Annotated in this window: 14 protein-coding genes; 12 read left to right on the top strand and 2 right to left on the bottom strand. The window is 37.4% G+C overall.

What is annotated here, in order from left to right; all coding sequences use genetic code 11:
• Positions 1 to 15 precede the first annotated feature (15 nt).
• From bla to BBI00_RS23775, 6 genes are all read left to right on the top strand, one after another.
• The gene (gene bla / locus BBI00_RS06640) at positions 16 to 918 is read left to right on the top strand and encodes a class A beta-lactamase, subclass A2 (protein ID WP_065398023.1); all 903 of its coding nucleotides are present in this window, start codon (positions 16 to 18) and stop codon (positions 916 to 918) included.
• 295 nt (positions 919 to 1213) lie between these two features.
• Positions 1214 to 4045 carry an excinuclease ABC subunit UvrA gene (uvrA, locus tag BBI00_RS06635; protein WP_065398022.1) on the top strand — a complete coding sequence of 944 codons (2832 nt, stop codon included), beginning with the start codon at positions 1214 to 1216 and terminating at the stop codon, positions 4043 to 4045.
• A 9-nt stretch (positions 4046 to 4054) separates the two neighbouring features.
• Positions 4055 to 4654 carry a hypothetical protein gene (locus BBI00_RS06630; RefSeq protein ID WP_065398021.1) on the top strand — a complete coding sequence of 200 codons (600 nt, stop codon included), beginning with the start codon at positions 4055 to 4057 and terminating at the stop codon, positions 4652 to 4654.
• 79 nt (positions 4655 to 4733) lie between these two features.
• Positions 4734 to 5507: a leucine-rich repeat domain-containing protein gene (locus tag BBI00_RS06625; RefSeq protein WP_165602497.1), complete on the top strand. Its 774-nt coding sequence runs from the start codon at positions 4734 to 4736 to the stop codon at positions 5505 to 5507.
• A gap of 167 nt (positions 5508 to 5674) precedes the next feature.
• Positions 5675 to 6079, top strand: coding sequence for a hypothetical protein (locus BBI00_RS06620; protein WP_065398019.1), 405 nt, complete (start codon positions 5675 to 5677; stop codon positions 6077 to 6079).
• 138 nt (positions 6080 to 6217) lie between these two features.
• Positions 6218 to 6352, top strand: coding sequence for a bacteriocin-like protein (locus tag BBI00_RS23775; RefSeq protein WP_083988440.1), 135 nt, complete (start codon positions 6218 to 6220; stop codon positions 6350 to 6352).
• 30 nt (positions 6353 to 6382) lie between these two features.
• Here the strand turns inward: BBI00_RS23775 and BBI00_RS06615 are convergent, their stop codons facing one another.
• Entirely contained in the window at positions 6383 to 6949 is a 567-nt protein-coding gene (locus BBI00_RS06615) for a hypothetical protein (protein WP_065398018.1), read from the bottom strand.
• Positions 6950 to 7133: 184 nt separating this feature from the next.
• On the opposite strand from BBI00_RS06615, the gene BBI00_RS06610 reads away from it, so the two are divergent.
• The 4 genes from BBI00_RS06610 to BBI00_RS06595 all read left to right on the top strand — a co-directional run bounded on the left by BBI00_RS06610 (position 7134) and on the right by BBI00_RS06595 (position 8745).
• Positions 7134 to 7646, top strand: a complete 513-nt coding sequence (locus BBI00_RS06610; protein WP_083988531.1) for a DUF421 domain-containing protein — start codon at positions 7134 to 7136, stop codon at positions 7644 to 7646.
• 4 nt (positions 7647 to 7650) lie between these two features.
• Positions 7651 to 8142, top strand: coding sequence for a GNAT family N-acetyltransferase (locus BBI00_RS06605; RefSeq protein WP_083988530.1), 492 nt, complete (start codon positions 7651 to 7653; stop codon positions 8140 to 8142).
• Positions 8143 to 8246: 104 nt separating this feature from the next.
• Positions 8247 to 8417 carry a quinol oxidase subunit 4 gene (locus BBI00_RS06600; protein ID WP_317225899.1) on the top strand — a complete coding sequence of 57 codons (171 nt, stop codon included), beginning with the start codon at positions 8247 to 8249 and terminating at the stop codon, positions 8415 to 8417.
• Positions 8418 to 8532: 115 nt separating this feature from the next.
• Entirely contained in the window at positions 8533 to 8745 is a 213-nt protein-coding gene (locus BBI00_RS06595; RefSeq protein ID WP_228394730.1) for a hypothetical protein, read from the top strand.
• A 40-nt stretch (positions 8746 to 8785) separates the two neighbouring features.
• Here the strand turns inward: BBI00_RS06595 and BBI00_RS06590 are convergent, their stop codons facing one another.
• Positions 8786 to 9100 carry a DUF4286 family protein gene (locus BBI00_RS06590; RefSeq protein WP_065398014.1) on the bottom strand — a complete coding sequence of 105 codons (315 nt, stop codon included), beginning with the start codon at positions 9098 to 9100 and terminating at the stop codon, positions 8786 to 8788.
• A gap of 148 nt (positions 9101 to 9248) precedes the next feature.
• On the opposite strand from BBI00_RS06590, the gene gyrA reads away from it, so the two are divergent.
• Together gyrA and BBI00_RS06580 are read left to right on the top strand one after the other, a co-directional pair.
• Positions 9249 to 11849, top strand: coding sequence for a DNA gyrase subunit A (gene gyrA / locus BBI00_RS06585; RefSeq protein ID WP_065398013.1), 2601 nt, complete (start codon positions 9249 to 9251; stop codon positions 11847 to 11849).
• Positions 11850 to 11876: 27 nt separating this feature from the next.
• Complete coding sequence (locus BBI00_RS06580) at positions 11877 to 12917, top strand: tetratricopeptide repeat protein (RefSeq protein WP_065398012.1); 1041 nt, start codon at positions 11877 to 11879, stop codon at positions 12915 to 12917.
• Positions 12918 to 13160 lie beyond the last annotated feature (243 nt).

Raw genomic sequence — 13160 nt, 5'->3', positions numbered from 1 at the left:
TACAACTTTATTTAAATGAAGAAAATCTCATTGTTAATCATTCTTTTTATTTCTTGTATTCAATTAAAGAGTCAGAGTATAAAGGATTTAAAAAATAAGATCCACGAAATTATATCTGCCAAAAATGCTACCGTTGGAGTATCACTGAAAGGAATAGAAGATCAGGATACCTTAAGCATCAATGGAAATAAGAAAACCCCTTTGATGAGTGTTTTTAAATTTCATATTGCTTTAGCCGTTTTAAACCAGGTTGATAAAGGAAAGCTGAAACTGGATCAGAAGTTCTTCATTAAAAAAGAAGAGCTTCTTCCTGACACCTGGAGCCCGATCAGAGATCAGTATCCAAAGGGAAATATGAATCTTACCTTAGATCAGTTACTGAGGTATACCGTTTCGCATAGTGATAACAATGGATGTGATATCCTGTTGAACATCATTGGCGGAACCGCGGCAGTGCAGAAATTTATCAACCGGCAGGGCATTAAAGACTTTACCATTCAAGTGAACGAGCAGCAAATGTCATCTTTTGACAAATTCTATCTGAATACAACAACGCCTCTTGCCACCACAGAACTTTTGGAAAAATTCTATAATGGAAAAGTATTGAAAAAAGAAACCACAAAATACCTGTACCAAATCATGGTAGAAACCTCTAGAGGATTAACCTGGATGAAGGCAGGTCTTCCGGAAGGAACTGAGCTTGCACATCGTACGGGAATTTCAGACAGGAATGAAGATAATGTTAGAGCCGCAATGAATGACGTAGGGATTGTGAAGCTTCCTGACGGGAAACATTATATCTTATCAGTATACCTGAAAAACATTAACGAAGAAATGGCTGATACGGAAAAGATCATTGCAGACATCAGCCGTGCGGTCTGGGAGTATTATGTGAATAAACCCGAATTGAAATTGTAAGTTTCACATCCTGTTTTACCTCCGGTATTCAGTATTATGGATAAATATCTTTAAAAGCCGGTGCAATCCCTGGCTGAAAAATTCAATAGAAACGGGCTTTAGCCCGTTTTTTTAATAACAATACATCCATAGGCTTCAGCCAAAACCTATAATTAAGCATTGTTGCAAATACACAATCGTAACCGTTAGAAACAAAGCTTTATTATAAAAATTTTAACCCTTTGAAATTCGAAAAAATTCCATAAAAATCCGTAATTTTGCACGTTGTGATTTTCAGACAAAGTCACTCCGAATTATGAGCAAATCAACAGAATATATAGAAGTTTACGGAGCACGTGAACATAACCTGAAGAACATTAACGTTAAGATCCCCCGCAACGAACTTGTTGTGATTACCGGGCTTTCCGGAAGTGGGAAATCATCACTCGCTTTTGATACAATTTTTGCAGAAGGACAGCGCCGTTATATCGAAACATTTTCAGCATATGCACGCCAGTTCCTGGGAGGATTGGAACGTCCGGATGTAGATAAGATCGAGGGGCTTTCCCCGGTTATCGCCATTGAACAGAAAACGACCAATAAGAACCCCCGTTCCACTGTAGGTACGGTTACAGAATTATATGACTTTTTACGTCTTTTATATGCAAGAGTGTCAGATGCGTACTCGTTGTCTACAGGCCAGAAGTTGGTAAGTTATACCGAAGATCAGATTCTGGAAACCATCAAGCAAAACTATAAAAAAGAAAAGATCATGCTGCTGGCCCCTGTGGTACGTTCCAGAAAAGGGCATTACCATGAACTTTTTGTGCAGATGGCCAAAAAAGGGTACGGACAGGCAAGAATTGACGGCGAATTGCAGGACATTGAATATGATCTGAAACTTGACCGTTATAAAACCCACGATATCGACATTGTGATCGATCGCTGGATTATCGGGGAAAGCGCTTCAGAAGGCAGAATGGAAAAATCCCTGCGTACAGCGATGGAAATGGGCGAGGGAATTATCGGAATTCAGAAGCTGGGGAGTACAGATATCGAATATTTCTCAAAAAATCTGATGGATGCTGAAACCGGGCATTCATTAGCATTGCCTGAACCTAATACTTTTTCGTTCAACTCACCCAAGGGAAGCTGCCCGAATTGTAAAGGACTGGGAACGATCAAAAAGATCAATACGGATTACTTTATAGACAACCCGAAACTGTCAATCAATCAGGGAGGTTTACTCCCCCTGGAAGACATAAAATCCAATAAATGGATCCTGTCACAAATCAAGAACATTCTTGAAATCTTTGGTTTGGGGCTGACAACTCCGCTTCAGGATATTCCGGAAGAAGCATTGGATTATATTTATAACGGTTGCCATAAAGAATTTAATAAAGACCTGAAATATGCAGGGATTACCAAGAAAATAAAGATCAGCTTTGACGGATTAATCACTTTCATGGAGGAAATCATTGATGAAAGAGAATCTTATGAAGCGATCTTACTGGAAAGACACTTTACTACAGAAGAGACTTGTCCGGAATGTAACGGGACCCGTCTTCAGTCTTCAAGCCTTAGCTTTAAAATTGATGGAAAAAATATTGCTGAGGTAAACGGATTGAGCTTAGCCGATTTAAAAGAATGGCTGACGGATGTGAAAGATAAATTCTCAGAAAAAAATAAAATCATAGCTCATGAAATTCTGAAAGAGATCGAAACCAGGCTTCAGTTCTTACTGGATGTGGGATTAGATTATCTGAGCTTAAGCAGAAGCTCCAGAACCCTTTCAGGAGGAGAGTCCCAAAGGATTCGTCTGGCAACGCAGATCGGTTCTCAGTTGGTGAATGTATTATACATCCTTGATGAGCCAAGTATCGGGCTTCACCAGAGAGATAATGAAAGACTGATCCATTCCCTGAAAAACCTGAGAGATATCGGAAATTCCGTATTGGTGGTGGAGCATGATAAAGATATGATCCTGGAAGCCGATGAGGTATTGGATATTGGCCCGAGAGCCGGAAAATTCGGTGGAGAAATCCTTTGGCAGGGGAAACCGAAAGATCTCCTGAAAGCTGATACCATCACCGCTCAGTATATCAACGGAAAAAGAAAAATAGAAATTCCTGCAGAAAGAAGACCAGGAAGCGGAAAAAATATCATATTAAAAGGCGCTACAGGAAATAACCTTAAAAATGTAACCCTGGATATTCCGCTTGGAAAACTGGTGGTGGTAACAGGAATTTCAGGAAGTGGAAAATCTTCACTGATCAACGGGACTTTGTATCCTATTCTTAACAAACATTTCTACAGAGCGGTTCAGGAACCTTTGCCATACAAAAAGATTGAAGGCCTTGAAAACATCGATAAGATTGTAGATGTAGACCAGACTCCGATCGGAAGAACACCACGTTCCAATCCGGCTACCTATACCGGAATGTTTACAGATATCAGAAACCTTTTCGCAGAACTGCCGGAAAGTAAGATCCGTGGATACAAACCGGGAAGATTCTCTTTCAATGTAAAAGGCGGAAGATGCGAAACCTGCCAGGGAGGCGGGTTGAAGGTCATTGAAATGAATTTCCTTCCGGATGTATACGTTCACTGTGAAACCTGCAACGGAAAACGTTTCAACAGAGAAACCCTGGAGGTTCGTTACAAAGGAAAATCAATCTCTGATGTTCTGGATATGACCATTGATGAAGCAGTAGATTTCTTCCAGCCGATTCCTAAGATTTTTGCGAAAGTGAAAACACTACAGGATGTAGGATTGGGATATATTACCCTGGGACAGCAGTCAACAACCCTTTCAGGAGGAGAAGCACAGCGTATCAAGCTTGCAACCGAGCTTGCGAAAAGACAAACCGGAAATACCCTTTATATCCTTGATGAGCCTACAACAGGACTTCATTTTGAAGATGTGAAAATCCTGATGGATGCCATTAATCAATTGGTTGAACTCGGAAACTCATTCATTATCATCGAACATAATATGGACGTAATCAAATTAGCCGACCATATTATCGACGTAGGTCCGGAAGGAGGGAAGCACGGCGGCCAGATTGTAGCCCAGGGAACTCCTGAAGAAATTGTGAAATCTAAGAAAAGCTTGACAGGGAAGTTCTTGAAAAGAGAATTGGAATAATAGCTTTATATGAAAACACTGGTGCAAAAGAACGGAAGAAACTCAACCTATTTTGAAATTAAGGAAGATGGTGTCTTTGTAAAGAACAATTTTACCAAAGAACTTCATGAATATAAGGTTCATTTTGAAGATATTTATGATGACGAGACAGTATTCCGAAAATCAAAAGATTGGGTACTTTTGGCCATTGCTATATCCGCAGTCTTCAATTCTATATTGCTAACCATAGTTATCAATGAAAGTTATAAGCTCTCAACATCATCGGGAATGATTGTTTTTGTACTCGCTATGATACCATCTCTTATTATAACTGCATTATGTAACAATGAATTCAAAGTTGCAAGCTCTAAAAGTCTTGCTGCTGCAAAACCAATTATTTTCTCTTATTTTAAAAAAGAAATGGAGGAGGTTGATTCTTTTATTGCCGAAATCAGAAAATGCAAAAGAGATTATTATCTGAAAGAATATTATAAGGTTGATAATCTGATTCCTATACCAACACAAATAGCAAGGATTCACTGGCTGTATGAAAGTAAATATATTTCTGAAAGTGATGCCCAGTTTATTATTGATGAACTTGAAACCAAAAGAATTATAAAAGGACAGTAATAGATCTGAATAGATCATCATTTATACAAAAGAATTTGCGAAAGCAGATTCTTTTTTTATTTTTATGAAAACATCAGTAATGAAGCCCAAGGAAATTTTAGAATTAGAAAAAATTTACAATATCCAGATAGAAGAGACACACAGCAAAGAAGAAATTGTAAGCTTTGATAAAAGGAATGTATATCTTGTCAATAAAGGAAAAGTAGTTGGTCTTAATCTTTCCGGTAATAAAATTAGCTCGATAAAAGGATTGACCAATTTTAAGAGCCTTTTATATTTAAATCTCTATAAGAATTCCATTGAACTTGTAGAAAATTTAGAAAACCAATTACAGCTGGAAGTCTTATATCTAGGCGAAAACAGGATTGTGAAAATTAAAGATTTGAATAATACAGCGCTAAGAGTAATAGATCTGCACAATAATAAAATCACTAAAACAAAAGGACTGGAAAAGCTTAAGAATCTGGAAGAAATATATTTGATGCAGAATCAACTCAAAGAGATTGATCATATTCAAAATAATAATCAATTAAAAACCTTAGATCTTTCTTTTAATCATTTAATGGAAATAGATTTTTCCTTATTCAAAAATATGGATTTGAAAAAACTTAATATCAGAAATAATTGGATTAATAGAATGAAAAATATTCCTGACGGAAAAGGAATAGAATATATCAACTTGAAACATAATCAAATAGAAGATCTGAGTAGCATTCAATCAATTATGGAAAACTATGCTTTATATTTTATAAATGTAGAGGGAAATCCATTTCTGGAAGCAACAGATTTGCATATTTACGGTTATGGATATGAGAATCATTTGAAGGAAATGAGAGGATTATTTAATCTCTAATATTAAATTTTCAATTATTTTTAAATTTTATAGCACTGATAATCAATTATTTAAATTCCAATGTTAACTCAATGTTAACTCAATGTGAAATTAATATGAATTATTTTTAATAACTTTGGGTAAGAGATACAAAATAAGTTAAGTATAATTCTTAAAACCAGTTAGTTATGAAAAATAAAATTCAAATATTGTTGGCTTCATTTTTCGTTTGCGGATTTGCAGCTGTACTGAACACTGTTAAAGCACAAACTACAGATCATAATACCATCCAGGAAATTCAACTGAACAGGAACGAAACTTTTAATGATATAAGAAACAGATTGGCCGCCAATTTTGATCTTACCAATCCTGACTATAAACAGGGAACTGTCAATTCGGTAGTAAAATTTGATATTGCAAAAAACGGAAAGATCGTAAATGTACACTCAAATGGAGACTGTAAAACGGTAAGTAAAGAAATTGAAAGCGTTTTAAGCGAGCTGGATTATAGAGTAGACCGTAAAAGTCTGACAGATAATATGGTAGCCTATACATATGTAATGCCCGTAACCGTCGAAATTCATAACAGATAGTATCCAATACGGAATGGTGGTGAAATTTTCATAGATATTTTATCAAAAAAGTGTGAATAATGAAAACATAAATCATTAAATTGTAAGAAAGCTTAGTGGTATTCGTTTTAATTTTATCACACCATAAATTAAAACTATATGAAAAATTTAAAGAAGCTGACTAAAGTAGATTTGAAGTCAGTGTACGGAGGGCAGCCTAAACAGTATTGTACGTATTGCGAATGGGCAAATAAAGTATTTTGCAGCGAAGTTCCAATCGTTCAATGTCCATAAAAAGATAAACCGCTTCCAGGAAGCGGTTTTTTATTGTTGGATAACCTGAGTAAAATCAGTCAGACTTGTTTTAAGATCCTTTGAGTTTGCTATTTTTTGATCAAAGCTGATATTGTCTATTCTCCATCCTTTGTTTTCCATATTCACAAGATGTATCCTGTCTTTCCACAATATTTTGGATGAAGCTGCCGGATTATCTGTAACATCTGAGTGTTCAAAATCTATAACTGCGTCTGCTGTATTACCTTTTATATCGATCGATTGTAGGGTGTAGCTGCTGTAACCTTCATACAAACTTGAAAAAATAGCCCCTTCAAATAATAATGGTTTTTCATCCGGATGATCGCTGTTTTTCACTTTTTCTATATCGGCTTTGGAGGTATTTATAGCGGTTTCCAGTAGTTTTTTCAGTTCCGGAGAAAATAAATCATCCGGTATAGGCTGATTGTAGACTGCTTCATTGGATGAACCATATTGATCATACAGGCGGTTAATTTTTTCAGTGATGGCTTTTCTGTCCGCAGATACCGGCTCTGTTTTGCTGCAGGCTGTAAGGCAGAGTATGAGGCTTAAATAAAGAAATAGGGATTTTATCATTCTTACAATATTCTTCAGACTTATTTCCAAAACCTATACCAAAGAATCGTAAAACAAAAAAATTATAATAATAAGCAACCGTTGATTTTGCTGATTTGTCTCTGTAATCTGTCATAAACACATTTTACATAAATCCATTCATACAATAGTAAAAAATCAATACATTTGAGGAGATAAAAAAATGGTGGATCCTATTCTTAACGTTGCTGTTCGTTCCCTTTGCGTTTACCTGTTTATGGTGATTGCCATCCGGTTATTCGGCAAAAATCAGCTTTCCCAGCTTAATGCAGGAGATGTAGTGCTCTTGCTTCTGATCTCTAATGCGGTTCAAAATGCTATGGTAGGACCGGATACCTCTTTGCAGGGAGGAATTGTTGCGGCATTGGTTTTGTTTGTAGCTAATTTCCTTTTGAAGAGATTCATGTTTTCCAGCCGTTCCTTTGAGAGATTTATGGAAGATGAACCGGTAGTGCTTATCCGGGATGGCGTTGCAGACCAGTCGGCACTGAACCGGGTAAAGATTACACAGGGAGAATTGGAGGAAGCAATAAGGGAACATGGGATTGAGGATATAAAGAATGTGAAAATATCCGTTCTGGAGGTTGACGGCAATATCAGTGTCGTTTCTGAAGATGAAAAGAGCAAACAGACCCATTATTCAAGAATTAAAAGAAAAAACAAAAGAAAATACCATTAAATTGATGAATTACGAATTAAGAGAAATGCTTCCCAGTGATGAAGCCAGAGTGCTGGAGATTTTCAAACAGGGAGTGGATAGCGGGATCGCTACTTTAGAAACAGAAGTTCCTACCGCAGAGGCCTGGAGTATGGAATATTTCAATGACTGCCGCTGGGTACTGGAAAATGAAAATAATACCGTCGTAGGATGGTGTGCCTTAAAACCGGTAAGCAAAAGAGAATCTTTTAAAGGAGTAGCTGAAGTAAGCATTTATTTTGATAACGAATATCAGGGAAAGGGACTCGGTTCCATATTACTGAAAAAAATAATCCTGGACAGTGAAGATCATGGATTCTGGACCTTACAGACCAATCTGTTTTCTGAAAACGAAATGGCCATCAAATCGCATCAGAAAAATGGATTTAGAATGGTAGGCATTCGAAAGAAAATAGGAAACCTGAATGGGCAATGGAAAGATCTCGTTCTGATGGAAAAGAGAAGTGAAAGAATATAATCAGACCTTAGGATTTGAAAACAGGCTTTAAATGATCAATACTCTTTGGCATCAAGCTTGATTTACTGAATAACTAAGTTTGAAAAAGTGAAATAATGAAAAATATGTTTAAAATTACAGGAGCTCTTATCGTGATGTTTATGCTGTCATCATGTATTGTTCATGATCATGGAAGAGGACCTAAGAGAATTCCGCCGGGTCAGGCTAAAAAAATATATGGTGGAAGCGCAAAAGATTATGCTCCGGGTCAGGTGAAAAAAAGGCATCGTTACTAGCAGGATAAGAATTTAAAGTTGCATTTACCCACGCAATGTTTATTTTAATATTTTTTTGGCATTATCATTGATATATTTCGCTATCGAAATTGAAAAAGTGAGAATAATGAAAAGTATGTTTAAAATTTTGGGAGCTGGGGTGGTAATGCTGATGCTTTCTTCTTGTGTTGTTCATGAGCCTTATGGAAGAAGAATGCCGCCGGGACACGCCAAAAAGTATTACGGAGGAAGTGCAAGATATTATGCACCGGGCCATGTAAAAACAGTATACATCTATGAAGATCGGGGCCATCATCACAAAGGCCGTGGTCACAGACATCACAGATAAAACAAAAGCACTGAACTCTCAGTGCTTTTTTGTTTATATATTACAGCTTCGATTTTTTCGGATTCAAAAGTGTATCAAAGATCAGGACTTCCTGCCCGAACCTGGTTTCAATGCGCTCGGCTATATTTTTAAGCTCGCTTTCAAGAAAATCATGTCTCAGTTCATCATTATCAAAGACCAGCAGGAGATTATAATTTTTTCCTTCATCAATATAATCACTGTGAACTTCAGATAAAATATATTTGTTGACATCCATTAGATTTTCAGTCATTAAAATCAGGGTTTCATCAATATAATTTTCCCATTCTTCCAGATTATTTTTCGTGCAGTGGAAAGTTATACTCAATACGCTCATATTTTATGAATTTTTAAGATTTTGTGGATAAATTCTAGCGCAAAAATCGGCATTTTTTTCGTAAATTAGCCCGTTAATAAAAATTCAAAATAAATAATTTTCAGACTTTCAGCTAAGGGTCTGACTATCATTATAATAAAATTTGTTTATGCAAAAAGAAGGAGAAAGACTGATTCCTATCAACATTGTTGATGAAATGAAGTCGTCTTATATCGATTATTCGATGTCGGTTATCGTTTCAAGAGCGTTACCGGATGTAAGAGACGGCTTGAAACCCGTTCATAGAAGAGTGCTTTATGGTATGTATGGATTAGGGGTTTTTTCTAATAGAAAATATTTAAAATCTGCTAGAATTGTTGGGGATGTTTTGGGTAAATACCACCCGCACGGAGATTCCTCTGTATATGATGCAATGGTAAGAATGGCCCAGGACTGGAGCTTGCGTTATCCGCAGGTAGACGGACAGGGTAACTTCGGATCTATGGACGGTGACCCACCGGCAGCAATGCGTTATACCGAGGCAAGATTGAAAAAAATCTCTGATGAGGTTCTTTCAGACTTAGACAAAGAAACAGTTGATTTCCAGAATAACTTCGACGACAGTTTGCAGGAGCCAACAGTAATGCCTACTAAAATTCCTAACCTTTTGGTAAACGGAGCTTCAGGTATTGCAGTAGGGATGGCAACCAATATGGCGCCACATAACCTTTCAGAATCTGTAGATGCCATCTGTGCTTATATTGATAATAAAGATGTTACCATCGATGAATTGATGCAGCACATCGTTGCACCGGATTTCCCTACAGGAGGGATCATTTATGGATATGACGGTGTAAGGGATGCTTTCCACACAGGTAGAGGAAGAGTAGTTCTGAGAGCGAAAGTAAACTTTGAAGAGATTGGAAACAGAAACGCTATTATCGTTACCGAAGTTCCTTATCAGGTAAACAAAGCTGAGATGATCGCCAGAACGGCAGAGCTTGTAAAAGATGAAAAGATTCCAGGTATTCACGAGATCAGAGATGAATCGGACAGAAAAGGATTGCGTGTTGTTTATGAATTGAAAAATGACGCCATACCTAATGTTGTTCTGAATCTTTTATATAAATATACAGCACTTCAGACCTCTTTCAGTGTCAACAATATTGCATTGGTACACGGAAGACCGGAGCAGCTGAACCTTAAAGATATCATCCACCACTTTGTAGAGCACAGACATGAGGTAATTGTAAGAAGAACCCAGTTTGAGCTTAAAAAAGCAAAAGAAAGAGCGCATATCCTGGAAGGATTCATGAAGGTGATCGGAACTCAGGATGCTTTAGACAGAGCCATTTCCATTATCCGTCACAGTGCTAACCCTCAGGCTGCGAAAGAAGGACTTATCGAAGCATTCGAGCTGTCTGACATTCAGGCACAGGCTATTCTTGATCTCAGACTGGCACGTCTTACCGGAATGGAGCTTGATAAGATCCGTGATGAGTACGATGCCATCATGAAAGAAATTGCTAATTTGGAAGATATCCTGGCCAATGAGCCTAGAAGATTCCAGATCATCAAGGAAGAGCTTATTGAGATAAAAGAAAAATACGGTGACGAAAGAAGAACTGAAATCGATTACTCAGGAGGAGAAATGTCTATTGAAGATATTATTCCGAACGAATCTGTAGTTCTTACCATTTCTCACGCAGGATATATCAAGAGAACATCCCTTTCGGAATACAAAATCCAGAGTAGAGGAGGTGTAGGAAACAAAGCTGCAACAACAAGGGATTCTGACTTCCTTGAGTACATCGTTTCTGCAACCAACCACCAGTATATGCTGTTCTTTACAGAAAAAGGAAGATGTTACTGGTTAAGAGTATTTGAAATTCCTGAGGGATCCAAAACGGCAAAAGGTAGAGCTGTACAGAACCTTATCAATATTGAGCCGGATGATAAAATCAAAGCATACATCAGAACCAATAACCTGAAAGATTCAGAATATGTAAATCAGATGAGCGTTGTGATGGTAACCAAAAACGGTACAATCAAGAAAACTTCACTGGAAGCATACTCCAGACCGAGAGTAAACGGGGTGAATGCTATTGAGATCAGAGATAATGACCAGTTGTTGGGAGCTTACCTTACCAACGGGACCTCTCAGATTATGATTGCTACTAAAAACGGTAAATGTATCCGTTTCCCTGAAGAAAAAGTAAGAGAAGTAGGTAGAGGATCTATCGGGGTGCGTGGTATAGCTATGGAAGATAATGATGAAGTTATTGGTATGATTGTTGTGAATGACGTAGAGAACGAAACAGTACTTGTAGTATCTGAAAAAGGATATGGAAAGAGAACTGCAGTAGAAGACTACAGAATTACCAACAGAGGAGGAAAAGGAGTTATTACCCTCAATATTACAGAAAAAACAGGAAATCTGATCGCTATTCAGAATGTAACAGATGAAGACGGATTGATGATCATCAATAAGTCCGGTGTTGCCATCAGAATGGGAATGGACGAAATGAGAGTAATGGGTAGAAATACACAAGGGGTAAAACTGATCAACCTTAAGAAAAATGACGAAATTGCAGCCATTGCAAAAGTAGAAATGGATAAAGATGTAGAGGAGGATTCCGAAGAACTTGAAGATGCTGAAGGCACTGAAGGTGTAATTCAGGAAGGAACAGGAACACTATTTGATAACCTTGAAGACGATAATGCAGCCCCTCAGGGTGAGGAAACTGAGAACTCTGATTCTGAAGAATAAATGTACAATTAATATAAAATAGTTATTATGAAGAAACTGATTTTAGGAATGGCTATCGTGGCATCTGCTTTTGTTTTCGGACAGAAAGATAAAGATGCAAATGCTTTGAATGCGCAGCTTCAGGCAGCAAACAAAACAGCTATGGATGCTTATAATGCAAAAAATTATGCAGCAGCAGCTCCTAAGTTTATAGAGGTTTATGACCTATTGAAATCTACCGGTCAGGATAATAAAATATATATGTATTATGCAGGACTTAGCCACGCATTGGCTAACAACAGTGATGCATCTATCAAAATATATACAGACCTGGTTAATTCCGGATTTACAGGAGTAGAAACTACTTATACAGCAAAAGAAAAGAAAACAGGTCAGGTGGTGAATCTTGATAAAGCTACATGGGAGCTTATGAAGAAAAACCCGGACTATACCGATTTCAAAACAGAGCAGACAAAAAGTGTAGAGCCTGAGTTATATGAGACTTTGTCTTCATTGCTTCTGAATGCTAAGAAGTCAACTGAAGCGCTTACAATCATTGAAAAAGGATTGGCAAAATATCCAAACAATGCTAAGCTTAAAGAAGCTCAGACTACAGCATATCTTCAGTCTGGAAATACGGATAAATTCGTTTCAGGTCTGAAAGAACAGTTGGCGAAGAACCCTAATGATGCTACAAACTGGTACAACTTAGGGGTAATGCAGGCTAAAACTCCAGCGACGGTAAACGATGCTTTGGCTTCATTCAAAAAAGCAATCGAGCTTAAGCCGGATTTTGCTGATGCACACCAGAACCTTGTATATACTACTATTGGTGATGATGCTGCTATCGTTGGGCAGATTAATGCTTTGAGAAAAGATAAGCCGGACGAAGCTTCCAAACTGATCGATGAGAGAAGAGAAAGGTTCAACAAAGCTTTGCCATATGCTGAAGGTTGGTACAAGGCGGCACCAAAAAGCCTTGATGCGGTTACTGCATTGAAAGAAATTTATATCGTAACCAAAAACATGGATAAAGTTAAAGAAATGAAAGCGAAAGAAGCTGAATTGACAGCCGCTGGAGCAAAATAATCATTTTGATAATCCAAATATAAAGACCGGAACAGAAATGTTCCGGTTTTTTGTTTTAAAATTAGTATGATGACAAAGGCGCTTACCCCTACAAGCCTAACAGGTTTCAAAAACCTGTTAGGTTAAGCCGGGAGTGACTGAATAGGCTGTTTCTGCTGAAAATATTTACACCGGAATTCTTCATTCAAAATTTCTCTCTTTTATAGAGGTGAACCTTAAATTTCACCCTCGGAAATTCTCTGT

Source organism: Chryseobacterium arthrosphaerae (assembly GCF_001684965.1).
GTDB classification, from domain to species: domain Bacteria; phylum Bacteroidota; class Bacteroidia; order Flavobacteriales; family Weeksellaceae; genus Chryseobacterium; species Chryseobacterium arthrosphaerae.
Note: the sequence above shows the minus strand (reverse complement) of the source record. Positions and strands in the feature narration are given on the sequence as shown.